The sequence below is a fragment of the Pseudomonas sp. KH_050 genome (assembly GCF_057838875.1).
On record NZ_CM174478.1, the window covers coordinates 845001 to 869485 of the forward strand.

Consider the following 24485-nt stretch of genomic DNA (forward strand, 5'->3'; position numbering starts at 1 on the left):
GACTGGGGCGGTCTCCTCCTAAAGAGTAACGGAGGAGTACGAAGGTGCGCTCAGACCGGTCGGAAATCGGTCGTAGAGTATAAAGGCAAAAGCGCGCTTGACTGCGAGACAGACACGTCGAGCAGGTACGAAAGTAGGTCTTAGTGATCCGGTGGTTCTGTATGGAAGGGCCATCGCTCAACGGATAAAAGGTACTCCGGGGATAACAGGCTGATACCGCCCAAGAGTTCATATCGACGGCGGTGTTTGGCACCTCGATGTCGGCTCATCACATCCTGGGGCTGAAGCCGGTCCCAAGGGTATGGCTGTTCGCCATTTAAAGTGGTACGCGAGCTGGGTTTAGAACGTCGTGAGACAGTTCGGTCCCTATCTGCCGTGGACGTTTGAGATTTGAGAGGGGCTGCTCCTAGTACGAGAGGACCGGAGTGGACGAACCTCTGGTGTTCCGGTTGTCACGCCAGTGGCATTGCCGGGTAGCTATGTTCGGAATAGATAACCGCTGAAAGCATCTAAGCGGGAAACTAGCCTCAAGATGAGATCTCACTGGGACCTTGAGTCCCCTGAAGGGCCGTCGAAGACTACGACGTTGATAGGTTGGGTGTGTAAGCGCTGTGAGGCGTTGAGCTAACCAATACTAATTGCCCGTGAGGCTTGACCATATAACACCCAAGCAATTTGCTGACTCGAAAGGGCGCCAGATTGCGGTGTGTGAAGACGCAACAGTCGAAAGTTTGCAGCACTCACAAAAGCAGCACAAATCTATTACATACCCATTCGCTGGAGCGTGATCTCGCAAGAGAAGACGACCCGGCTACCGAATTTCTTGACGACCATAGAGCATTGGAACCACCTGATCCCATCCCGAACTCAGCAGTGAAACGATGCATCGCCGATGGTAGTGTGGGGTTTCCCCATGTGAGAGTAGGTCATCGTCAAGATTGAATTCCGAAACCCCTATCTGCATCTGCAGGTAGGGGTTTTGTTTTTGCGCGCGATTCGTAGGCGCTGCCGCCAGGCTGCGATAAGGCCGGAACGGCCTTCAAAATAGAGCCGGCATCAGAGATCTACAGTCGATCCGCATTTCTCCCGGCTACTCCTTCCTTCTGCCGACGGTGTTAAAGTCCCTCCCTCGCTTTTGCATTTTTCAAGGAAGCCGTTATGCCGGATGCGACGTCACTCAATGCTGCTTTTATGGTGGTTCAAAGCAACAGCCTGGAAGAACTGCGCAGTCTGGTGATCAACGTAATGCGGCGGTATCCGCTGGCCCCCCTGGAAAATGAAATCGCTCTGGTGCAAAGCAACGGCATCGCCCAGTGGCTGAAGCTGGCATTGGCTGAAGACCCGGAAGCCGGGGATACGGGCGGCTGCGGCATCGCGGCGGCGATTGATGTGCAGTTGCCGGGCAGCTTTATGTGGCAGCTCTATCGCATGGTGTTGGGGCGTGATGAGATTCCGGCCAAATCCCTGCTGGATAAAGCCCCACTGACTTGGCGGCTGATGCGTTTGTTACCCGAGCTGATCGATCAGCCGCACTTCGAACCCCTGCAACGCTTCCTCAGCCACGACACCGACCTGCGCAAGCGCTACCAACTGGCCGAGCGCCTGGCGGATCTATTCGACCAATACCAGGTGTATCGAGCCGACTGGCTGGAAGACTGGGCAGCCGGTCGCCATCAGCTGCGCAATGCCAGGGGCGAACCCAAGGCGCTGACGCCCGCCAACTGCTGGCAGGCCGAATTGTGGCGCGCACTGTTGCTGGATGTCGGTGCAGAAGGCATGGCGCAAAGCCGTGCCGGAGTTCACCAACGCTTCATCGAGCGAATCAACAGTCTGCAAGCAGCGCCAAAAGGCTTGCCCTCCCGAGTGATCGTTTTCGGCATTTCTTCACTGCCTGCTCAAGCCCTCGAAGCGCTTGCCGGGCTGGCACGTTTCAGTCAGGTTCTACTGTGCGTTCATAACCCATGTCGGCACCATTGGGCGGACATCGTCGCCGATAAAGATCTGTTACGGCACCAATACAAGCGTCAGGCGCGCAAGGCCGGAATGCCTGTGGTCCTCGACCCGCAAAGCCTGCATCAACACGCCCATCCCTTGTTGGCTGCCTGGGGCAAACAGGGGCGTGACTACATCAATTTGCTCGACAGTTATGACGACCCCAGTAGCTATCGTTCGGCTTTTCGCGATGGGCGAATCGATCTGTTCAGCGAAAATCAGCCACAGAACATGCTCAACCAGTTGCAGGACGATATCCTCGAGTTACGTCCACTGAATGAGACCCGCGAGCTCTGGCCTGCGATTGATCCTGCACAGGACCACTCGATCCGATTTCACATTGCCCACAGCGCCCAGCGTGAAGTGGAAATCCTTCACGACCAACTGCTCGAGCGCTTCAGCGACGATCCACACTTGAACCCTCGCGATGTGATCGTGATGGTTCCGGATATCGACAGTTATGCGCCGCATATCCGTGCGGTATTTGGCCAGATCGAGCGAGATGACCGACGCTTCATTCCCTTTACTCTGGCCGACCAGGGCCAGCGTGGCCGCGATCCGCTGCTGATCGCCGTGGAGCATCTACTGAAGCTGCCGGACAGCCGTTTCCCGGTCAGCGAGATTCTCGACCTGCTGGATGTTCCGGCCTTGCGCGCTCGCTTTGGCGTCGAGGAGCGCGACCTGCCGACCTTGCATCGCTGGATTGAAGGCGCCGGTATTCGCTGGGGCATGAACGCCGAACAGCGCGCCGGGCTCGGTCTGCCGGATGAGCTGGAGCAGAACAGCTGGCGGTTCGGCCTGCGCCGGATGCTGCTCGGTTATGCCGTAGGCAGCGGCGCTGCGTGTGACGGCATCGAACCTTACGATGAAATCGGCGGTCTGGACGCGGCATTGATCGGCCCGTTGGTGGCCTTGCTCGATGCATTGCAGATCGCCCATCAGCAACTCGCGTTACCTGCACCTCCACAGCAATGGGGCGAGCGTCTGCAGGCGCTGGTTCAGGTGTTCTTCCTGGCCAGTAATGAACATGACGACTACCTCCTGGGTCAGCTCGAAACGTTGCGCGAAAGCTGGCTGGATACCTGCGAGTCAGTCGGCTTGCAGGACGAGCTGCCGCTGACCGTGGTCCGTGAGGCCTGGCTGGCCGGTCTCGACCAGGGCCGGCTGTCACAACGCTTTCTGGCCGGTGCGGTGAATTTCTGCACCTTGATGCCGATGCGCGCGATTCCTTTCAAGCTTGTGTGCTTGTTGGGCATGAATGACGGCGACTATCCGCGCGCGCAGCCGCCGCTGGACTTCGATCTGATGGGCAGCGATTACCGTCCCGGCGACCGTTCACGGCGCGAGGATGATCGTTACCTGCTGCTCGAGGCTTTACTCTCGGCGCGAGATCAGCTGTACATCAGTTGGGTCGGACGGAGCATTCGCGACAATAGCGAGCGTCCGGCTTCGGTGTTGATCGGCCAGTTGCGCGATCATCTGGCCAGCGGTTGGCGGCTGTCCGATAGCGATGAATCGCTGCTTGAAGCAATGACCCAGGAACATCCACTGCAACCCTTCAGTGCACGCTACTTCCATGAAGGCGATGCGCTGTTCAGTTACGCTCGAGAGTGGCAGTTGCTTCATCAGCCATCGGCACCGGCCAGCGAGCTTCCAGCGCTGGCGGCCTACCACCAGGAGGAGCCGCTGAGCCTCGGTTTGTTGCAGGATTTCCATCGAAACCCGGTGCGACATTTCTTCAGTCAGCGGCTCAAGGTGTTTTTCGAAGCTGCCGAGGTGCCGCTGGCGGACGAGGAACCCTTTGTCCTCGATGCGTTGCAGCGCTATAGCCTGAGCGACAGCTTGCTGGAAGCCGCTCTTGGCCATACGGATCAACCGGACCGGGCGTTGGCAGCCCAGGCAAAACGCCTGCAGGGTTGCGGTCTGTTGCCAATGGCCGGGTTCGGTGAACGCCTGCAACTGGAACTGATCGAGCCTTTGCCGGATTTACTGCAGCGCTATCAGCAGCTGTTGGCGTTATGGCCGACACCTCTCAACAGTGCTTTGCCAGTGAGCCTCGAACTGCACGGGATTGCTCTTGAAGGCTGGCTCAGTGGTCTGCATGAACGCAGTGATGGCGGACTATTGGCTGTCACCACGATCCCCAACAGCATCGGTTCGATCAAGACCCGCAAATGGCATCGGCTGAGCCGCCCTTGGGTCAATCATCTGGCGGCCTGTGCCAGCGGGTTGTCGATGACCACGGCGCTGGTGGCCAGTGACGACACCTTGTTGTTGCCTCCCCTGGAAAAGAGCGCAGCCCTGAAAACCTTGGGCGATCTGTTGCAGGCCTGGCAATCCGGCATGCGTCAGCCATTACCGGTCGCGGTAAAAACCGCCTTCGCCTGGCTGGGCCAGACTGATCCGCTCAAAGCCGAAGCGGCCGCGCGCAAAGCCTATGAGGGTGATGGTCAAACCACCGATGGCGAGCGCCGCGAAAGCCCGGCCCTGGCCCGGCAATTTGCCGATTACAACGCTCTGGTTGCAGACGAAACCTTCGCCAACTGGTGCGACGCGCTTTATCGTCCGTTGCTTGAAGCCCCGTGGCGATCATTGGCCAGCGAGGAGGCTCGCTCATGAGCACCAAGACACCTCTGGCACTGGCTTTCCCCCTGCGTGGCAGCCAGCTGATCGAAGCCAGCGCCGGGACCGGCAAGACGTTCACCATTTCGGCGCTCTATTTGCGTCTGGTGCTCGGCCACGGTGGTGAGTCCACCGGTTTTGGCCGCGAGTTGCTGCCACCGCAGATTCTGGTGGTGACCTTCACCGATGCCGCGACCAAGGAACTGCGTGAGCGTATCCGCACCCGGCTGGCCGAAGCGGCGCGGTTTTTCCGCGATGAAACGCCGGCACCGGATGATCTGATCAACCAGTTGCGCGAGCAGTACAACCCGGAGCAATGGCCAGGCTGCGCCAATCGCCTGGACATCGCGGCGCAATGGATGGACGAGGCGGCGGTGTCGACGATTCACAGTTGGTGTCAGCGCATGTTGCGCGAGCACGCCTTCGACAGTGGCAGCCTGTTTACCCAGACCCTGGAAACCGACCACAGCGACCTGCTGGGTGAAGTGCTGCGCGATTACTGGCGGCTGTTTTGCTACCCGATGCAAGGTGATGCACTGAACTGGGTGCGTGCCAACTGGGGTGGCCCGGCTGCTTTGTTACCGCGCGTCCGCGCCTTGTTTGCCAGTGAGCGCGACAACGCCCACGGGAAAGCCCCGGCCGAGCTGATTGCCGATTGCCTGCAAGAGCGACGCGCGGCTCTGGTGCAACTCAAGACGCCCTGGCTGCAATGGGCGGCCGAGCTGCGTGATATCTGCCTGCAAGCGGTGGCCGACAAGGCCGTCGATGGACGCAAAATGCAGGCGCGTTACTTCGAGCCCTGGTTCGAAAAACTCAGCGCCTGGGCCGCGGATGAATCTCAGGAACAACTGGATATCGGCACCGGCTTCAGTCGCCTGACGCCGGACGGCATGGCCGAAGCCTGGAAAGGCCAGGCCCCGAGCCATCCAGGGCTGGAGGCGATGCCCGGGCTCAAAGCCAGCCTGGATGCCTTGCCGACCCCGGATGCCGCAGTCCTGCAACATGCCGCGCAGTGGGTCGGTGCGCGCTTTGAAGAAGAGAAGCGCCGTCGCGCCGAGATGGGCTTCGACGACATGTTGCTGCGCCTCGACGCCGCACTGCAAGCCGACGGTGGCGAGCGCCTGGCGAGCTTGATCCGCGAGCAATTCCCGGTCGCGTTGATCGATGAGTTCCAGGACACCGACCCGGTGCAGTATCGGATCTTCGAGAGCATCTACCGCATCGAGGACAACAATCCAGAAAGCGGGCTGTTCCTGATCGGAGACCCGAAGCAGGCGATCTACGCCTTCCGTGGCGCCGATATCTACACCTACCTGCGCGCGCGCCAGGCCACCAGTGGCCGCTTGCACACCCTGGGCACCAACTTCCGCTCCAGTCATGGGATGGTCAAGGCGGTGAACCACGTGTTCGAGCGCGCCGAGTCCCGTGAAACGGGGCGTGGTGCGTTTCTGTTCCGGGAAAACAGCGGCGAGAACCCGGTACCTTTTCTGCCCGTTGCCTCCCAGGGACGCAAAGAGTTACTGCAGGTCGATGGCCAGCCGCTGCCTGCACTGAACATCTGGCAGTTGTCCGCCGAACAGCCATTGTCCGGTGTGGTTTACCGACAACAACTGGCCGCCGCCTGCGCCAGCGAAATCGTCGCGCTGCTCAATGGTGGTCAGCAGGGCCGAGCGGGGTTTGTTCGAGACAGTGATGAGTCGCGCGGCCTGCTCCCGGCCGATATCGCGATTCTGGTGCGCGACGGTAAAGAAGCCCAGGCGGTCCGTGCCGAACTGTCCGCTCGAGGCGTACGCAGCGTCTACCTGTCGGACAAGGACTCGGTATTCGCCGCCCAGGAAGCCCATGATCTGTTGGCCTGGCTCAAGGCCTGCGCCGAGCCGGATGTCGAACGGCCGTTACGTGCGGCATTGGCCTGTATCACCCTGAACCTGCCGCTGGCCGAGCTGGAGCGATTGAATCAGGACGAACTGGCCTGGGAAGCGCGGGTCATGCAATTCCGTGGCTATCGGGCAATCTGGCGCAGCCACGGGGTGTTGCCGATGCTGCGGCGTTTGCTGCATGACTTCCGGTTGCCTCAAGCATTGATTGCTCGCAGCGATGGCGAGCGGGTGCTGACCAACCTGTTGCACCTGTGCGAATTGCTGCAGCAAGCCGCCGCTGAACTCGATGGCGAACAAGCCTTGATCCGGCATCTGGCCGAGCATCTGGCATTGTCGGGGCAGGCGGGCGAAGAGCAAATTCTGCGGCTGGAAAGTGACGAGCAACTGGTCAAGGTGGTCACCATCCACAAGTCCAAAGGCCTCGAGTACCCCTTGGTGTTTCTGCCGTTCATCTGCTCGGCTAAACCGGTGGATGGCAGTCGCTTGCCGCTGCATTACCACGACGCCGCGGGCAAGGCGCAGGTGTCGTTGAAACCAACCACCGAGCTGATTGCCCAGGCGGATGAGGAGCGTCTGGCGGAAGACCTGCGCTTGCTCTACGTGGCACTGACTCGTGCGCAACATGCTTGCTGGTTGGGCGTCACCGACCTCAAGCGCGGCAATAATAACAGTTCAGTCCTGCACCTCTCGGCATTGGGTTATCTGCTGGGGGGTGGTGCTCCCCTGACCGACTCGGCCGGCTTGAACCGCTGGCTGGAAGACTTGCAGCAAGGCTGCGAGGCGCTGAGCTACCGCGAAATGCCGCAAGCCACCGATGAGTGCTTCCATCCGCCGCGCAACGAAGCGCGCTTGCTCGCGCCGCTGATCCCCAAACGCAAGGCTGCCGAGAACTGGTGGATCGCCTCCTATAGCGCCTTGCGCATTGGCGAGAGCATGAGTGCCGGCAGCGCCGAAGCGCCGGAAAGCCCGCAAGCGCAGAAGCTCTTCGACGATGAACGACTCGATCCGGATGCACCTCGGGAAGTAATTGCCAGCGGTGGCGATATCCACCATTTCCCCCGTGGACCGAACCCGGGGACCTTTCTCCACGGCCTGCTCGAGTGGGCCGGTGACGAAGGTTTTGCCGCGGATCGGCAAAGTATCGAAGACGCCATTGCCCGGCGCTGCAACCGTCGTGGTTGGGAAGGCTGGATCGGCACCTTGAGCGACTGGCTGCAGCACCTGCTGCAAGCGCCATTAGCGATCGGTGCCGGACAGCCGCCCGTGGTGTTCGAACAATTGACCCAGTACCGGGTCGAGATGGAATTCTGGTTCGCCAGTCATAAAGTCGACGTGCTCAAGCTCGATGAACTGGTGCGCCAATACACCCATGACGGCGTGGCCCGGGTGGCGGCCGAACCGGTGTTGCTCAATGGCATGTTCAAGGGCTTTATCGACCTGACGTTCGAGCACCAGGGGCGTTACTACGTCGCCGATTACAAATCCAACTGGCTGGGCGTCGATGATTCGGTCTACACCGGGCAGGCAATGGAACAGTCGATTCTCGACAATCGCTACGACCTGCAATACGTGTTGTACCTGCTGGCCCTGCATCGCCAGCTCAAGGCGCGGCTGGCCGATTACGACTACGAGCGGCACATGGGCGGGGCGCTCTATCTGTTTTTACGTGGCACCCAGGCCGCGAGCCGGGGCGTGTACTTCAGCCGTCCGCCCAGGGAATTGATCGAACGTCTGGACCGGCTGTTCCAGGGCAAACCGGAACAACCCAAGGCCGAACCCGCCTGGGAACAGGGAGAACTGCTATGAATCGTTCCTTTGCCGATTTGCTGCCGACATCGCTGGCCGCGCAGAGCCTGGCCGAGCTGGCGCCCTTGAGTCGAGCCGACGACCTGTTGCTGTTGCTGGAGCGCTGGGTCGAGCGCGGCTGGCTGAGGGCTCTGGACAAAGCCTTTGTCGCCTTCCTGCATGAACTGGATCCCCAGGGTGACCCGCTGGTGTTGCTGGCGGCGACGTTGACCAGCCATCAACTGGGTCACGGGCACGTCTGCCTGGATCTGTTCGAGACCCTCAAGGAGCCGGACTTCGCCCTGTCGTTGCCACCGGAAGGCGAGGTGCCGAGCGCTGCCATGTTGTTGCCTTCGCAACTGCTCGAAGCGTTGGAAGGCGCGCACTGGTGCAAGGTCCTGGCGTTGAGCAAATTGGTCGCGCTGGCCGTCGATGTCAGTGAAGACGCGCAGCAGCGGCCGTTGGTGTTGTCCGGCAAGCGATTGTATTTGCGCCGCTACTGGGCTTACGAACGGCGCATCGATAGCGCCCTGCGCCAGCGTCTGGCGGCCGACGAAGCTACACCCGATGATCTGCCGGAACGTTTGAGCCGCTTGTTTGGCGTGACCGCTAGCGAGGCGCCGATCGACTGGCAGAAACTCGCCTGCGCCCTGGCCACTCGCGCAGCCTTCAGCATCATCACCGGTGGCCCCGGCACCGGCAAGACCACCACCGTGGTGCGTCTGCTGGCACTGCTGCAGGCGCCGGCGGTGGAATCCGGCAAACCGTTGCGCATCCGCCTCGCCGCCCCCACCGGCAAGGCCGCCGCACGGTTGACCGAATCCATCAGCCAACAGGTTCGTACCCTGGCCGTCCCGCAAAACGTGCGGGACAAGATTCCCACGGAAGTCACTACCGTGCACCGCTTGCTCGGCAGCCGTCCGGGCACCCGGCACTTCCGTCACCATGCCGGCAACCGCTTGCCGCTGGATGTGCTGGTGGTCGACGAAGCCTCTATGATCGACCTGGAAATGATGGCCAACCTGCTCGACGCCTTGCCGGCCCATGCCCGGTTGGTCTTGCTCGGCGACAAGGACCAGTTGGCCTCGGTGGAGGCCGGTGCGGTGCTCGGTGATTTGTGCCGCGATGCCGAGGCCGGTTGGTACAGCCCGCAGACTCGCCAATGGCTGGAGTCGGTCAGCGGTGAAAGCCTGAGTGCCAGCGCTTTGCATGAAGACACCGAAGGCGCTCATCCGTTGGCCCAGCAAGTGGTGATGTTGCGCCACTCCCGGCGATTCGGTGAGGGCAGTGGCATTGGCCAGCTGGCTCGCTGGGTCAACCAGCAACACGCCGACGAGGCCCGCAAACTGCTGGCCGCGCGCAGCCATGCCGATGTGTTTTCGCTGGCGCTCAAGGGCGAGCAGGATCGCGCTCTGGAGCAACTGGTGCTGGAAGGACAGGGCGAAGGCCCGCAGGGTTATCGGCATTACCTGAGCCTGCTGCGCAGCCAGCGCCCTGCAGTCGACACCGCGCTCGAGAATCCGCGCTGGACCGAATGGGCGCGCGAGGTGCTGCAGGCGTTCGACCGGTTTCAGTTGTTGTGTGCAGTGCGCAAAGGACCTTGGGGCGTCGAAGGCTTGAATCTGCGCATCACCAGCGCGCTGCTCAAGGCCCGGCTGATCGACAGCGACCAGCAGTGGTACGAAGGTCGTCCGGTGCTGATGACCCGCAACGATTACGGCCTGGGGTTGATGAATGGTGATATCGGCATCGCCCTGAAACTGCCGGAACGCGATGGTCCACAGGCGGGTCGTCAGGTGCTGCGTGTGGCATTCCCGCGCAACGATGGTCAGGGCAGTGTGCGTTTTGTCTTGCCCAGCCGGCTCAATGATGTGGAAACCGTGTTTGCCATGACCGTGCACAAATCCCAGGGGTCGGAATTCGCCCATACTGCGTTGATTCTTCCTGACGCACTGAATCCGGTGTTGACCAAAGAGTTGATCTACACCGGAATCACCCGTGCCAAGGACTGGTTCAGTCTGATCGAACCCCGGCCGGGAGTGTTCGAAGAGGCGGTGCGGCGCAAGGTCAAACGCCTGAGTGGGTTGATGCTGGAGTTAGGGTGATATTAGGTGCCGGGCACATAACCTGTGGCGAGGGAGCTTACTGTGGCGAGGGGGCAAGCCCCCTCGCCACAGGGTATGTGCCCGACCCCTAGAGACAAAGTGAGAGCTTGCCTCCAAACCTGGCGATCTACCCCGCCAACGCCAGCGGCATTTCAGTCGCAGCGGGCAGCCCCATAAAGCGTCGGACCCGCTCCCCCTCTTGCTCATTGCGTATGGCGTAGGGGCTTGCATCCAGCTGAATATGCCCGCCTTCCATGAAGATGACCCGATCGGAAATCGACATCGCGAAGTCCATCTCGTGGGTCACGATCAGCATGGTCATGCCTTCCTTGGCCAAATCGCGGATCACGTTCAATACGTCGCCCACCAGCTCCGGATCGAGGGCTGAAGTCGGTTCGTCGAACAGCATGATTTGCGGCTCCATGGCCAATGCCCGGGCAATCGCTACGCGCTGCTGCTGGCCACCGGACAGCTGATGCGGGTATTTGTGGGCGTGGGCGAGCAAGCCGACTTTATCCAGCAGCGCATAGGCCCGTTGTTCACTCAAGGTTCTGGCACTGCCGTGGAAGCGCGGCGCCAGGGTGATGTTGTCGAGAATGCAGCGATGGGGGAACAGGTTGAAGCTCTGGAAGACCATCCCGATATGCCGCACGCCCTGACGGATTTTACTGCTGTTGAGGGTGTCACCGGCGTTGATGAAGCTTTCGCCGAACAACATGATTTCACCTTGATCGATGCTCTCAAGGCCATTGACGGTGCGAATCAGCGAGGTCTTGCCCGAGCCGGAAGGACCGATGATCGAGACCACCTGGCCGCTGCCGATCTTCAGGTCGATGCCCTTGAGCACTTCATGATCGCCGTAACTTTTATGAATGTCCTGCAGGTGCAGGATCGAGTCCGCTCCAGAGTCAGTCTGTGTGCGAGCCACAGTGACCTGCGACGAAATGGCCGACTTGAGTTCCGCCACAGCAGCGTCGTCGAGGGTTTTCGGTTTGCGTTGGTTCAAGTCCAGTGAGTGTTCCAGGCGCTGCAACAGCCAACCGAATACGCTGACGATCAGCACGTAGTACACCGCCACCGCCGCCAGGGTTTCCATCACCAGGAAATTTTGCGCGTACAGGCGTTGGCCGACAGTGAGCAGTTCGGTCAGGGAAATCACCGAGACCAGCGACGTCAGTTTCACCACGGTGATGTATTCGTTGATCAGCGTTGGCAAGGAAATACGAAAGGCCTGGGGAATCACGATCAGCCGTTGCAGCCCGAGCAGACCAATACCCAGGGCACGTCCGGCTTCTTTCTGGCCCTTGGCGACCGAGATCAGACCGCCGCGATGGATTTCCGCCATGTACGCCGCTTCGGTCACCACCAGGGCGAACAGTCCGGAATAGAACGGGTTGGACAACACCGAACCGGTGGCCGGGAACAGCTGCGGCAGGTTGTAGACAAAGACCACCAGCACCAGTAGCGGAATACTGCGAAAGAACCAGATGTACACCGACGCGGGTGTCCTGAGCCAGGCAGCGCTGGACAGCTTGGCCGACGCCAGCAAAAAGCCCAGAAGCATACCGATGAACCACGCCAGGGCGCTGAGTTCAATTACCGTGACACAGGCGTGCCAGAAGCTCGACATTGAGAACAGGGAAAAAAAGTAAGACCAATCGAATTGCATAAACACCTCAAGCCGCCGTATGTCGCTGAAGTCGTGGCGCGCGGGCAAGCCACGCTCCCACAGGTTGGGGACAGTCCTTGTGGGGGCGGGCTCGCCCGCTATAGCTCGTCAGTCAGCTATGGGTTCCAGGTTGTACTTGCTCAGGATCGTCGCGTACTCGCCGCTTTTCTTGACTTCTACGAAGGCCTTGAGCAGCGCCTGATAGGCCGCGTCGTTACCTTTCTTGACGAAGATCCCGAGGGTCTGCTGATAGATCGGGTGTTTGGTGGTCACCACCACTCGACCATTGGTGCGCTCGGCGATCATCTTCGCGGCGCCGGCGATTTCCACCTGGGCCTGGATGTTTTTCGACAGCAGCGCCTGAGTGACTTCCGGTGCCGACGGGTATTCGCTCACGCTGATGGCGCCCTTGTTGTTCGGCACGCAGTAGTTGGTCGAGAGCTTCTGCAATTCGCCGACCCAGGTGGTGCCCTGTTCCAGTCCGACTTTCAGGCCGCAGAGGTCTTCCGGGGTTTGCGGATTCAAACCGCTGTCTTTCGGGGCCATGATTGCCGCGCCGGTTTTCGCGTAGGCAATGGTCATCGCCTGAGTCTGGCGCTCTGGAGTGATGTACATGCCGGAGATGATTGCGTCATAGCGCCCGGCATTCAGGCCAAGGATCAGGCTAGGGAATTTTGTGTCGACGAACTCGGCTTTCGCTTGCAGATGTTTGGCCAGGGCGTGACCGAGCTCCGGGTCGGAACCGACGACGTTTTTCTCGGCATCGTAGGACTCGAAGGGTGGGTAGGTGATTTCCATGCCGATCTTCAACTGGCCCGGGGTTGCGGTCGTGGCAAGGCTGGCAGTGGCGCAGAGCAGGCCGGCGGCGAGGAGGGTCAGGCGCGATGCGGTGTTTTTAGTAAACATGTTCAGTGACTCCAGTGTAGGGACGTAGTGGCCGACGACAGGTTTCAGGAAGGCTGCGCCTGGTTTTTCAAATGGCCGAAGCTCGATGGCTTGCGGGCTTTTTCCGGAAGGCGGATTTCGCCGTTTTCGACCCGCTTGCGCAGGTATTGGTAAGTCTGCAAAGCCTGGCCGTACATGTGTTCGCCGATAGCGATCTGTTCATAGTCGTGTTCGGCTTTGGCAAAGCTGGGCAGCGGTTTGATCTGGGTATGAAAGTCGCAGGCGTAGAACAGCGGGAAGGAGTAGCGTTCTTCGCTCACCGTGCGCACGCGGTGAGCGGTCGCCACGAAGGTGCCCGCGGTCATGACTTCGAGCATGTCGCCGATGTTCACCACGAAAGCGTCTGGAACGGGCGGCGCATCAATCCATTGGCCAAGGTTGTTCATCACCTCCAACCCTGGTTTGTCAGCCAGCAAAATGGTGAAACACTCATAGTCGGTGTGCGCGCCAATCCCGGGTGCGTCCTGGACTGTGTCGTCGAAAGGGTAGTGGATCAGCCGCAGCTTCGATGGCGGGCGGGTGACCATGCTGTCGAAATAGTCTTCTTCCAGACCCAGTGCCAGGGCAAAGCCACTGAACAGCCGGCGACCGAGGGCGAAGATCGCCGTGTAGTAGGCCTGCACCGCTTCCTTGAAACCGGGGAGTGGCGGCCATTCATTCGGTCCGAGCAGCGGGGTATTGGCCAGCACCAGCGGGTCGTTTGCCGGGACTTCGAAGCCGATATCGAAGGCTTCCTTGTGATCCGGCTTGCCCTTGGCGTAAACCTCTTCACCCTCCGGGACATACCCTTTATGCGTCTTCGAAGTGCCGATGTAATGCTGCATCTTGGTGTCGAAGGGCTGAGCGAAATAGTCCTTGGCGGCCTGACGCAAGTTGGCGATCAGCTGCGGATCAATGCCGTGGCTGGTGATATAGAGAAAGCCGACATCGCTGGCAGCCAGCCCCAGCTGCTCGGCGACGGCCAGTCGATGTTCCAGTTCGATGCTGAACAAGCCGGCGATATCCACCACCGGAATGCTCTTGAAGTTGGCTTGGGCCGGACTGTCATTGATCTTCTCAGGCATGACGCAAAAACCTCACAGGCGGGTTGAGTGGTTGAAGCGATCGAAGTGTTCGCGCTCGGTCCTGGCCATCCAGACATTCAGCGACCACAGGTCGGCGACCGGCACATTGGTGAAGGGCAAGTGATGCAAATAGCCATCGGCGCCGAACTCCGGCGTCAGGGTGCTGACCTGATAGCCGCGAGCCTGCTGGGAGCGCCAGATGGCTTCCCAGTGCTGTTGATGAAAGGCCAGTTCCCGGGCGTATTCCGGGGCGGCGGGATGGGGAACCTGCGGGCCCTGGTCATAACCGACCCGGGCCTGGATATGGTGCACGCGCTCGACGAAGGCGCTCAGGTCATCCGCCGGGTCATTCAACAGGCGTTCGCAGGTGACCACCCAATGGCTGATGTCGCTGGTGAAACGCAAGTCGGGCAGCTGGCGGATCAGCTCAAGGGTCAGCCAGGGGTTGAACAGCGAGCGCGAACGGTGAGTTTCGAAGCTGCAGAACTGCCCATGCTTGCGCGCCAACTCCATGGCCTGCCCGAAGAACTCCACCTGCTGCGCCAGTGGCCAGCGGTCATTGCCGGCCAGCACATTGACGAAGCGTGGGTTGAGCTCGGCGGCCCAGGCGAGTTTTTTGTCCAGATCAAGGAGGTGTTCGGCAGGCGCTGCGGATTGTTCCGGCAGCACGTCATAGGCGGTAAACACCGTGCTGATATAGCCGACTCGATTGGCCTGTAAAAAGGCCCCGAACTCGGCTCGCTCGCGGGTTTCCAGTGGCAGGCGGGCTTCCATGCCGTCGAAGCCGGCTCCCAGCAACTCATCGAGTGCCTGAGCCTTGCTCGCGGTATAGCCCCAGAGGGTACGGAATATTTCAAGTTTCATCGGCGAACCTCCACGATTCCTTCAGCTACTCAAGGCTCGACGGCGGTCCATGACCGAGTCGGGCTGTTACGGCAGTAGTCAAAGGTTTCCATGAGCCGGATCTCTGGGTATCCGTGCTCAATCGATCGTTGTTAATTTTTATTGTTATCAGGGCCGCTGGCGGCCGCAGGTACGTTGGCGCCGATGGTAGGCAGGACGCACGGCCGGGAAGAATAGGAAACTCAAAATTGTTACTTCAGACTTTTCTAAACAGTTAGCCACCTATCCATGAGCGCAGTTTCGTGAAGGTTTCAGCGGCTGTGCTACCGTTTCGGCATCGCCCTGACAATTGAAGAGAATCCCTGCATGGACCTGGCTGACTCGACGACAAAGCGAATGTTCCTCGACTCGGTGGCCCGCAGCTCTGCGCGCATTCTCCCCAGCGATCTGCAGCTATCCCTGCGCCCAGCGGCGGTCTCATGAAGCGCTTGCGCCAGCAAAGCCGTCCCACCCTGTACTCGGTCATTGGCCGCGGGCGTCGGATCGTTGCGTTGGTGGCGGTGGCCATGGCCAGCCTGTCCTTGAGCCTGCTCGGCGTTCTGGCCTTGCGCGTCCATGCCGATCACAACCTGCATTTGATTGCCCGCTCGATCAGCTACACCGTCGAGGCCGCAGTGATGTCCGACGACAAGGTCGCGGCCACTGAAGCGCTGGCGTTGATCGCCACTACCGAAGAGGTCGCGCAGGCCCAGGTCTTCGATGCGCGCGGGCGATTGCTGACGCGTTGGCAGCGCCCTGAATCCGGACTGCTCTTTGATCTGGAAACGCAGATCGCCCGGGCCTTTCTGGAAAAACCGATCACCCAGCCGATCCTTCATCAGGGCCGGGAAATTGGCAGCATCCTGCTCACTGGACACGGCGCCAGTCTGCTGCGCTTATTGCTCAGCGGTCTGGCCGGCATTTTGTTGTGCACCGTCGTGAGTGCGTGGGTTGCGTTGTATCTGGCGCGCCGTCAGCTTCGAGGCATCGTCGCTCCGCTGCGTCAGTTGGCCAGTGTCGCCCACTCGGCGCGCATCGAACGAGCCTTTGACCGGCGCGTGCCAGCGGTCGAGATTGCCGAGCTCGATAGCCTGGGCAACGACTTCAATGCCTTGCTCAATGAGATGGAAACCTGGCAGACGCACCTGCAAAACGAAACCCGGTCACTGGCTCACCAGGCCAGCCATGACAAACTCACCGGCCTGCCGAACCGGGCGTTTTTCGAAGGCCGACTGATCCGGGCGTTGCGCAATGCGAAGAAGTTCGACGAGCGGGTCGCGGTGTTGTTTCTCGACAGTGATCAGTTCAAAGGCATCAACGACAATTTCGGCCACGCAGCCGGTGATGCGGTACTGGTAGCTGTCGCCACGCGAGTCAAAGCGCAGTTGCGCGAAGAGGATCTGGTGTCGCGTCTGGGCAGTGACGAGTTCGCTATTCTGCTGACGCCCCTGCACAAGAACGAGGACGCCGAGCGCATTGCCGAGAAGATTATTGCCAGCATGGACCTGCCGGTGCAGCTGTCGGGCAGCACCTCAGTCCTGACCTCTCTCAGTATCGGCATTGCCATCTACCCCGACCATGGCGCTTCCCCGGGCGCGCTGCTCAATGCCGCCGATGCGGCGATGTATCAAGCCAAATGCCTTTCCCGAGGCGGGCAACACACTGCGGGGGCGGACCTGCAGGCTATCAATGTTCAAACCAGGGGCTAATCCCCCTCGTGGTGAGCGCAGATTAGTCGGCGAACACCATCGACCGGGTTTCCCCCATCAGCAGCCCGCGATTCTGCTCGGTCACGCTGCGGATATAGTCCCACAACAGGGTAATCCGCTTGAGCTTGCGCAGGTCCTCGCGGCAGTACATCCAGAACTGCAAGTACGTAAGGGTTAACCCAATGAATACAGGGGCTAACCGCCATGAACACCCTTACAGAGCGCTTTACTGTCACAAGTCTTGTGGTTCCTTTGAGGCCGACCACAAGGCTCGCTAAGCCCTATCACTACAGGCGTAACGGCATTTACTATCTGCGCCTTCGAGAGACCGGTAGCACGCTTCAAGCCGCTTCAGTTTCACTCAAGACCACCGACAGAAAGGCCGCTATGGACGCTTCACGACGACTTGCCGAGACCATTAAGGCGTTCCACTTGGATCACCCTCAGGCGACTTGGCTTGAGCTTCGAGAGCATTTGCTTTGGGTTGCTGAGGAGCTCTTGTCATCTGCCCACGATGTTCACTCTCTCCGTGACTGGGGCGACCTCTACGAAGACGTTAGGACGAACCTGACTGAGATCGCAGCAACGATGCCGCTCAGCGTCGATCAGCATGAACACGTAGCGAGAGCGAGGCAGGTGATGGCTGCTGCTCAGGTGCGGCTACAAGGCGACTCAGTGCCATTGGTGACCATCATTCGGGATCTTGAGGGCGACAAAACGAAGCCTGGAGAGAGTGTCCCTTTGTCCCTATCTGTTTTAGTTCCACCGATGACCTTTGAGGTTCTCTCGGGGCTCTACTTGGCTGACCGTGGGCAAGACCAGAAGGCTTCGACACTGAAGGAAACCAAGCTGTGTCATGGCACGCTCTCCGCGCAATTGGGCGATCTTGATCTACGGAATCACTCAAGGGCTGACCTTGTTGCTCTCCGAGATCGCCTGTCGGAAGGTCGGATGTCTTCAACGGTTAACAAGCTGATTGTGAAGCTCTCTGCTGTGTTCGCTTGGGCTGTCGAGAATGGTCATCTGGTTAAGACATATGACAAGAAGCTGAAGCTTACCAAGGGCCTTGAGTCGACCCGTAAGGCGTTCTCTCAGGCTCAAGTGGTCAAGGTGATGGAGTACGCGAGCAACCTCCCAGAGACCTCATGGAAGCGCTGGCTGCTCAGCCTTGGTGTTATCACTGGCGGGCGTCTTAACGAAATCTCTCAGCTAACCACGAGTGACATTCAGACCCTTGGGTCCAGCATTACGGCCATCCATATCAACGAGGCTGGAGAAGGCAAGTCCATCAAGAACAAGCGCAGCGAGCGACTGGTGCCGTTGACCGATGGTGCTTACGGATTCGACCTCGCGGCGTTCCTGCGATACGTCGAGTCATGCAAGCTCAGTGGATCAGAGTCGTTGGCTCAGATCGGATACAAGACAGCGGGTGACTGGGTTAACCGTCAAGCGATCCCTGAGGCTCTTGGAGATGACCACAAGGCAGGCCTTACCTTCCACTCTCTCCGTCATTCCTTGGCTTCACTAATGCAGGTAAAAGGCGTTCCTACAGTCCACGCTCAGGCGGTTATGGGGCACGCCTCGGGAACCATTACATTCGACACGTATGGCTCCGGTGTTCCCGTTGAGGTTATCGCTGAGATGCTGAGTGGTTTGCTTGGCGGGCACCTTGAAGACTGCTGAGTCAATCCTTGGGCATTCGTCGGGCTTGATCAGTAACGACTTATTGGGGCGCGAGTGCCGTGCGGGTGGGGCTGATGGCTGAGGCTCTGAGGAAAGCCTTTTCTGTCCATCGTCAGTCTGCTTTACTCGCAGTTCATTTAATTGTAGGAGCAAATCATGAACGATAAGACTGTCCAGATAACACTGTCGGGTGGGGATGTTGTCTCTTTCGAAGACACGGAGTATTCGTTAAATATTCCAGCCGCTGATCTTTACACTTCTGCTGACGGCTTACAGAGTTACGTGCTGAAGACCGGTACATTCTCTATTCGGACACCCGAGTTCAAAGGCTGGTATGGAGCTGAGGGTGTTACGGTAGAAGGTGTCTTCTACGAGGTAAAAAGGAACTTTAATAATCCACAGCAGAATGGAGAGTGGCTCGTGTACCCAGTTGGGCAGTAGCTCAATATTCGGCTTGAATGGCCTGTGGCTTTTCAAACGTCAGTTTATGGGCATCCAGTTCGATGCCATCGTGGTTCAATCTGATATGAATCCCTGTCTGTCTACACTTTCCAGCCGCTGAGCTTCCTAAATATGTCACTGAGGCGGTCGCTACGGAGATCCGTAAGTACTGCGCAATCTCTGCGCGTTTTTACATGAAATCTGATCGACTCGGTGGGCCCTGGCCTTGGAGATTTCAAGTGGCGCGTCATTCTGGAGTCTCAGAGGTTACTCCGCGGTAACCTTAAAAACCCTCACTATGGCTACAGGTACTCCTGCTTGTTGCTCAGCCATAGGGGGGCCGTCAATGACCATCGTTTCAAATCGACTTCGCACCGTCATCGACACCATCACCAACCATGAATTGACTGTCGACACCCAGACCGGCGAAGTCCTTATGTGCCGAAAGGAGATCATAAAGAAACACGGCATCACCACCGACGTGGGCAAACAATGCCGACATCCAGTCGATGCTCGTAGCTCTGAGGAACTCGCTGAGATCCTTTCCGTTCACGATCACTGGGCTGACAATCTGACCGTCGAGGCCGACAAGCTGCTGGACCTACTGGAGACAGGGGAAATCACACCGGGCGCCGTCAAGTTGTTCCGGCAAATCCTCCTTGGATTGGCTGGTCGGAATATTTGGTTTGGCAAGCTGGCCGACATTGGGACCAGGCGGGAAATCGGAGACTTGAGCCGGGCGGACTTAATCCGTGTGACTCGACAGGGGAAGACACTTCCGACCAAGGTAACCGTTCATCCGTGGTACGGCTGGCGTGGCGACCTGACCAGTCGGCAGTCCTACATTGGCGGCTGGATCAACATCGCCAGCGAGGATTGAGGTCAAGGTTCCGAAACTGTTACCAACACATGGCTGGAGACCATATCCCCCGTGGGCTCTCGAATCCACCTATATATATAAAAGACCAACTTGGAGGACCCATGAGAATGCCCGGTAAGACGGAGGGGAGTGATGATTATCACCCTCCATCGAAAAGGGAATCCTTAGGGAACCCCGCCCGCTTCAACTCAACGAGCCCAATTCTGGGCAGATTGAATTCTCATGCCCGTCGCTGGGCAATTAATCAAACAGAGTCTTTCTGATTGTTACCTGTGCCACTCGCGAGAACCCTTGTCGTGGGTCTCTGTGCTGGCCGGTGGGAGCGAACTCAGGGAGCAATTAAAAGGAGTAACGACATCGATGACAATCGACATTAAACACAAGCACGCCGGGCATCTCATCATCATCGAAGACCAAGCATTCAGGCAAACGACGCAGGAATGTGGAACCTGACCGACATTTGACAGACCCTGAAGTTACCCAAGACGAAACGACCAAGCCGGTGGCGTGACAAGGATGCGAAGGCTATGGAGCGTATCCACAATTTGGACACGGTAGGCGATGGATCCACTCGGGTAACCAAGGCAACCAAAAGGGCAGCGCGGAAGTACACCGCATGGGTCTCCCAAGAATTCGAGACAATGGTCTATGACGCCTTCGAGGCTATCCTTGAGATGCCCGAGGTGGTCCTACTGGTGGCCGAGAAGATGCGCAGCATGGGTAATATACACAGCGCTGCAATCCTTGAACGTCATGTCTTCAATGGCCGCTGCGACTGGAAGGCCTTCAAGGGGTTACGCAAGAACACCCAGAAGGACCTACGCGCTGCCGTAGCAAAAGGCAATCTGACCGCTGCAAGGGCCGTTGAGCTTGGTCTAAAGACAACCCATTAAGTGGTGAGTTCTGCCTTTTATGCCATCAAGAAGCTTCCCCAGCTTCCCCTGAGCTCTGCCGACAAGACGCGCCAGCATCTGAATCGACTGGCCTACAGAAAGTTCGAAAGAGGCCGGTGAGGCCGTCCGACCAAACCTAATTGTCGAGTTACAGGGTTCTGGGAATAAAACGTTAGCTGCTTTATTCAGGGACTTAACCCACGTCGAGTGCATCAACATGACACAAGGACGTGTGTCCGTTCCCACCTTAGTTTCCTTCCAGAATTCGAACTATTTCTTCAAATATCATCCGTAGTGGTTCAAGAGTTTCTGGTTCCGCGTCTGCTATGCTAACAATCCAGTTAGCGAACTGGACCTTATAATCTTCGTGTGTTGTGAGAATATTAAAGTGATTAAGGTCTTCTCGTGATGTGAGATACGGTTGGATGCGGACAAAGTGCTCTGGGGAAATTATTTCAGCATGGGGAGACTCGGTGAGTTTTAAAGCTCCAGATTCCAATGCGCGATTTCGTATCGTAGGACTAAAAAGATTTTCAAGGCTTCCAGGCCAGATTGTGTTAGGTAATCCGATTCCCTTCATAAATCTCTCAAACTCTGGAAGGAAGGGTAGTCTGCACCAATACACTTTATTTGAGTTGTGTTGTACCCATCGGCCTCCTTTGTTGAGTCGTGCATTGCTATAGAGCGCTCGACCTTCAGTGTCATTGTCTACAAGTGCAAATATTTTTCGTGCAGGGGCTAAGCCTGACAAGACCTTCCCATCACGCGCAAGACTCTCCATCTTTGTGGTGCCACCTGCTGGCTCAAATCGAAACGGCATCTCACCACCAATAAGAACTTCCCATGCTTTAGTGAAGATTGTCACATCAGACACACCTTCGACAAATATGACTGATTGATTATGCATGTCCAACATTTGCGAAAGTGCAAGTCTGTCCTTTTCTTGTTGGAGTATCCTTTTATGTGCATCTCTTAGATAAACACTAATTACGGGAAGGTGAGGCGTTTCTCCCATTAACTCGCTGGGCAAAGGGTCAGATGGGCCGCCAATCTTAACTATGGAAGAGTTAAGTCGTCCCTCGATTGTTTGTGAGCGCGTTACAAAGTATCGAGAGGTGTCATCTTGCTCTAATGAGAAAAAGGCAGGGCTGTGACTTGTTAGAAAAATTTGCTTGTTGGATTGCTGTCCAAAAGAGCGAAATCTTTCGGCTTCCTCAATTGCATTCGCCAGCTCCAATGAGTTTTCCGGCTCTTCGAATGCCCATATATGGAAGTCTTCTGAACTATGGTCGGCGAGAAATGAAAGAATAGGAGCTATGTGACGTACCTGTACTCCATCGCCCCGCTGCAAAGTCAGACTGTACGAGTCGCCAGCTTCTGATGTCGTTTCGAAGTCGAGCGAGCGGAACAGATCAGTAAGATCCTTGGGGGTCGTTACGACACTCGTAATTTTGAGGTCATCAAGAAGTTGCTGGCTTAAATCTTGAGTTCTTTCGCGCAAGGCATTCGTAAAGTCAACTAACGATCCGGAGAATTCTACGTTTTGCGAAATAACTTTATAGATGTTGGCTTGAAGGCTCTCGAAGATTTTTCGATCTTTGATGGCAGGGATGTAATAAAGACGTATATTGTTTAAAAGGCGTGTCAGATAGTGGCGCTTTATCTCTGGAATAGAGCTGGTTATTTGAGCTTCAGATCCGAATGAAATGCTCCACTGCTTTTTAACCCAAAACCGATTCCCTAATGATGGCCTCCATGTTCGCGGTGTATTAAACCAGATTTTCACATAAACAAATTTCCGGATGTCACCATCTCCGCCTGCTTCAGCCCGACGAGAGTGGTTAAAGTCCTGAGGGAAATTGAAGTCAAGGTCGGGGCTGGTATTATTGTTGAAGAAGAGATTCAATGCTCTGAGTATATTGCTTTTTCCGGAATCGTTTCGACCAAATATAATATTGGTGTCGGCGCAGTTATTCAAACTGTCTTTGTAGATTGATCTAAAGTATGCAACTTCGACTTGGTCAATTAAGCGCATTTTAACTCCGTGTAGTGTAGTGTTTCGCAGTATTTTGTTCTTTTGGTCTGTATTACGGACTCAATTGTATTTAGCTGCCAAAAATTGAATGATGATCTTTTCTGATTGCAAACCGTAAATTAAAGCAAAATGCCATCATAACAGCCTTTCTCTTGTATTCTGTAGATTCGCTTAACGGAAAGCTGACAGAAATTCCCGAGACATAACCTCATCATTCATTCCCTCGCAGGTTTACCCCGTAGGCCCTCGCGCAGGTGCTCAATCTGACGCCCTAATGGAGCCTGTGGGTATGCACAGGGTGAAAGTCCGGTGGCTGCTCGAAAGGCTACAAGCGCGCCCAAATAGGGCTCCCTTTGGTGGACTGGAAAAGCATGTGACTGGGTCAGGTATGGTCACCTTTAGCACCCATTTAAAGCACCTATTATAAGCAGTGGGGTGCCCCTACAGCCTCACTTGAAGGTGACTCTGTGTCTGTCTGGTGATGAATATCCATGACCGGAAAAAATCATCAGATGAGCTTTGCGATGATGTCGTGTGTGTTTTACTTGGTGGCTGTGACGCTGACCTTGTTGCGCTACTGACGCTGTGCCAACGTCTGGTAATCGGGTAGCCTCCTCAGTCAACCACTCCCAAGGAAGGAACAGCCAGACCATGGCAGTCCCGAATGATCTTTTGCCTACCATCACTGCAATCCTTCAATCACCTTGGTTTACGATTGTTTTGTTGCCTATGGGCTACGGCGTAGGCCGTTTAATTCAGCACGCAATCACACGAAAAATGGAAGGGAAGCCTGAAAGCGAAAAGCTGGATCAATACCATAAATTGGTCGATCTCCACGAAAAGCTTCAAAAGGCCGGGGCGTCTATGGCCGATCTTGATGCTCTCCGTGCGCATGCTTTCGGCGAGGTGGCCGATAACGCAATCACCTTAGCGCAAACGTACACAACTTTTGCCCAACGATTGGTCTCTGACTACGAAACTGCACGGGACAATGACGTAGGCTTACTTGATGGGGCGGATAGCGAGCTTACTCAGACAGAAATGAATTTGCTGTCCAGTAAAAAGGCAGCACAGGCAGACGACGAGCTTGCTACGGTAATCGCAACAAAAATTAGGCGAATGGATCAACAGACAAGCCAAGCACTACTTCAGTCGCAAGCCGCTTGGGACTCTTTCCGCCAAAAGGAAGCATTGAGAGAGTCACTACGATGGGAAGGGGGTTCTATAAGTCCCCTTATGGCTAACTCAAGGTATGAGGCGCTTACTCGGGAGCGAATAGCCATGCTCTCTTCGGAAGAAGAGGGTGGAAATGGGCAAACTGATATTGCCGTCGTTTTTTCTAAAACGCCGCGTAACCTCTTTGAAATCGTTGAGTTATCAGTGCCTTTCGAAAAAGTCCGAGAGTGTTTGGGGCCTCCCAGCTATCAGCATGGCCGCAGTTGCCAGTATCGGTACGAAGAAACGCAGGTCGAGATCTCATTTAATGACAACAATGCGGTCAAGGAGATGGTCGTAGCGCTAATACATGGGCAGGTTTATGAGGGCTCATCACCAGCCTACGCAGTGGGTGCTCCTCTCGGCACATTGACCTTACATGATGTGCTGGCTATTGATGAGAGCTTGGTCGTCGAGCACTTCTTTAGCGCGAGAACAGAAGAGGTTTCGGTGCGAGGGAGAATGGGCCCGTCGGGAGCATGGACACCATTTCGTTTTGGAGCGCTTAAAGTTTTCAGTGGAGCAGGACTACTTCAGGACACCGAGTTCGAATGGGATTACGAGTCCGAAAAACTGCTGACTGATCCGAAAAAGGTGCTCATCAACTGGATGGCCTTCGGTTCTGAGGAGTTTACGGGGTTCAGCTGGTTCATTAAGTAGCCTGCTCCCTCCATCGAGGTTCTGA

14 protein-coding genes, 2 rRNA genes and 1 pseudogene (1 of these 17 only partly in view) are annotated in these 24485 nt (G+C 57.2%); 11 read left to right on the top strand and 6 right to left on the bottom strand.

Going from position 1 to position 24485, the window contains the following annotated elements:
* The 5 genes from AC3IUA_RS03915 to recD form a co-directional block, all read left to right on the top strand.
* Positions 1–659, top strand: a 23S ribosomal RNA gene (locus AC3IUA_RS03915) (it extends 2232 nt beyond the left edge of the window).
* A 163-nt stretch (positions 660–822) separates the two neighbouring features.
* Positions 823–938: ribosomal RNA gene (gene rrf / locus AC3IUA_RS03920) — 5S ribosomal RNA — on the top strand.
* Between the two features lie 220 nt (positions 939–1158).
* On the top strand, positions 1159–4611 hold the full coding sequence (recC, locus tag AC3IUA_RS03925) for an exodeoxyribonuclease V subunit gamma (protein WP_489359211.1): 3453 nt from the start codon (positions 1159–1161) through the stop codon (positions 4609–4611).
* The gene (gene recB, locus AC3IUA_RS03930; protein WP_489359212.1) at positions 4608–8300 is read left to right on the top strand and encodes an exodeoxyribonuclease V subunit beta; all 3693 of its coding nucleotides are present in this window, start codon (positions 4608–4610) and stop codon (positions 8298–8300) included. The genes recC and recB overlap by 4 nt, the downstream gene beginning before the upstream one ends.
* Positions 8297–10384, top strand: coding sequence for an exodeoxyribonuclease V subunit alpha (gene recD, locus AC3IUA_RS03935; RefSeq protein WP_489359213.1), 2088 nt, complete (start codon positions 8297–8299; stop codon positions 10382–10384). Before recB ends, recD begins: the two co-directional genes overlap by 4 nt.
* Before the next feature lie 127 nt (positions 10385–10511).
* On the opposite strand, the gene AC3IUA_RS03940 is transcribed toward recD, so the two are convergent.
* The 4 genes from AC3IUA_RS03940 to AC3IUA_RS03955 form a co-directional block, all read right to left on the bottom strand.
* Entirely contained in the window at positions 10512–12053 is a 1542-nt protein-coding gene (locus AC3IUA_RS03940) for an amino acid ABC transporter permease/ATP-binding protein (RefSeq protein ID WP_489359214.1), read from the bottom strand.
* A gap of 108 nt (positions 12054–12161) precedes the next feature.
* Positions 12162–12959, bottom strand: coding sequence for an ABC transporter substrate-binding protein (locus AC3IUA_RS03945; protein WP_489359215.1), 798 nt, complete (start codon positions 12957–12959; stop codon positions 12162–12164).
* A 44-nt stretch (positions 12960–13003) separates the two neighbouring features.
* On the bottom strand, positions 13004–14062 hold the full coding sequence (locus AC3IUA_RS03950) for an isopenicillin N synthase family dioxygenase (RefSeq protein ID WP_489359216.1): 1059 nt from the start codon (positions 14060–14062) through the stop codon (positions 13004–13006).
* Positions 14063–14074: 12 nt separating this feature from the next.
* Positions 14075–14926, bottom strand: coding sequence for a sugar phosphate isomerase/epimerase family protein (locus AC3IUA_RS03955; RefSeq protein WP_489359217.1), 852 nt, complete (start codon positions 14924–14926; stop codon positions 14075–14077).
* A gap of 458 nt (positions 14927–15384) precedes the next feature.
* Here AC3IUA_RS03955 and dgcN point away from each other — a divergent pair, with 458 nt between their 5' ends.
* A complete protein-coding gene (gene dgcN / locus AC3IUA_RS03960; RefSeq protein WP_489359218.1) occupies positions 15385–16653 on the top strand; it encodes a diguanylate cyclase DgcN/YfiN in 1269 nt (422 codons plus the stop codon).
* Between the two features lie 22 nt (positions 16654–16675).
* Here the strand turns inward: dgcN and AC3IUA_RS03965 are convergent.
* Positions 16676–16816: pseudogene (locus AC3IUA_RS03965) on the bottom strand (LysR family transcriptional regulator); the annotation flags it as partial.
* A gap of 41 nt (positions 16817–16857) precedes the next feature.
* On the opposite strand from AC3IUA_RS03965, the gene AC3IUA_RS03970 reads away from it, so the two are divergent.
* From AC3IUA_RS03970 to AC3IUA_RS03985, 4 genes are all read left to right on the top strand, one after another.
* Complete coding sequence (locus AC3IUA_RS03970) at positions 16858–18336, top strand: tyrosine-type recombinase/integrase (protein ID WP_489359219.1); 1479 nt, start codon at positions 16858–16860, stop codon at positions 18334–18336.
* A 156-nt stretch (positions 18337–18492) separates the two neighbouring features.
* The gene (locus AC3IUA_RS03975) at positions 18493–18777 is read left to right on the top strand and encodes a hypothetical protein (RefSeq protein ID WP_489359220.1); all 285 of its coding nucleotides are present in this window, start codon (positions 18493–18495) and stop codon (positions 18775–18777) included.
* Between the two features lie 346 nt (positions 18778–19123).
* The gene (locus AC3IUA_RS03980) at positions 19124–19657 is read left to right on the top strand and encodes a hypothetical protein (protein ID WP_489359221.1); all 534 of its coding nucleotides are present in this window, start codon (positions 19124–19126) and stop codon (positions 19655–19657) included.
* A gap of 527 nt (positions 19658–20184) precedes the next feature.
* Positions 20185–20550 carry a hypothetical protein gene (locus AC3IUA_RS03985; protein WP_489359222.1) on the top strand — a complete coding sequence of 122 codons (366 nt, stop codon included), beginning with the start codon at positions 20185–20187 and terminating at the stop codon, positions 20548–20550.
* Between the two features lie 247 nt (positions 20551–20797).
* Here the strand turns inward: AC3IUA_RS03985 and AC3IUA_RS03990 are convergent, their stop codons facing one another.
* Positions 20798–22585 carry an ATP-dependent nuclease gene (locus tag AC3IUA_RS03990; RefSeq protein ID WP_489359223.1) on the bottom strand — a complete coding sequence of 596 codons (1788 nt, stop codon included), beginning with the start codon at positions 22583–22585 and terminating at the stop codon, positions 20798–20800.
* A gap of 651 nt (positions 22586–23236) precedes the next feature.
* Here AC3IUA_RS03990 and AC3IUA_RS03995 point away from each other — a divergent pair.
* Entirely contained in the window at positions 23237–24460 is a 1224-nt protein-coding gene (locus tag AC3IUA_RS03995) for a lysozyme inhibitor LprI family protein (RefSeq protein ID WP_489359224.1), read from the top strand.
* Positions 24461–24485: the final 25 nt, after the last annotated feature.

Coding starts and splice junctions, on each gene's coding strand:
- recB (WP_489359212.1), top strand. CDS start 4,608: ATGAGCACCAAGACACCTCTGGCACTGGCTTTCCCCCTGCGTGGCAGC.
- dgcN (WP_489359218.1), top strand. CDS start 15,385: ATGAAGCGCTTGCGCCAGCAAAGCCGTCCCACCCTGTACTCGGTCATT.
- AC3IUA_RS03980 (WP_489359221.1), top strand. CDS start 19,124: ATGACCATCGTTTCAAATCGACTTCGCACCGTCATCGACACCATCACC.
- AC3IUA_RS03970 (WP_489359219.1), top strand. CDS start 16,858: ATGAACACCCTTACAGAGCGCTTTACTGTCACAAGTCTTGTGGTTCCT.
- recC (WP_489359211.1), top strand. CDS start 1,159: ATGCCGGATGCGACGTCACTCAATGCTGCTTTTATGGTGGTTCAAAGC.
- AC3IUA_RS03955 (WP_489359217.1), bottom strand. CDS start 14,926: ATGAAACTTGAAATATTCCGTACCCTCTGGGGCTATACCGCGAGCAAG.
- AC3IUA_RS03945 (WP_489359215.1), bottom strand. CDS start 12,959: ATGTTTACTAAAAACACCGCATCGCGCCTGACCCTCCTCGCCGCCGGC.
- AC3IUA_RS03940 (WP_489359214.1), bottom strand. CDS start 12,053: ATGCAATTCGATTGGTCTTACTTTTTTTCCCTGTTCTCAATGTCGAGC.
- AC3IUA_RS03950 (WP_489359216.1), bottom strand. CDS start 14,062: ATGCCTGAGAAGATCAATGACAGTCCGGCCCAAGCCAACTTCAAGAGC.
- AC3IUA_RS03975 (WP_489359220.1), top strand. CDS start 18,493: ATGAACGATAAGACTGTCCAGATAACACTGTCGGGTGGGGATGTTGTC.
- AC3IUA_RS03985 (WP_489359222.1), top strand. CDS start 20,185: ATGGAGCGTATCCACAATTTGGACACGGTAGGCGATGGATCCACTCGG.
- AC3IUA_RS03990 (WP_489359223.1), bottom strand. CDS start 22,585: ATGCGCTTAATTGACCAAGTCGAAGTTGCATACTTTAGATCAATCTAC.
- AC3IUA_RS03995 (WP_489359224.1), top strand. CDS start 23,237: ATGGCAGTCCCGAATGATCTTTTGCCTACCATCACTGCAATCCTTCAA.
- recD (WP_489359213.1), top strand. CDS start 8,297: ATGAATCGTTCCTTTGCCGATTTGCTGCCGACATCGCTGGCCGCGCAG.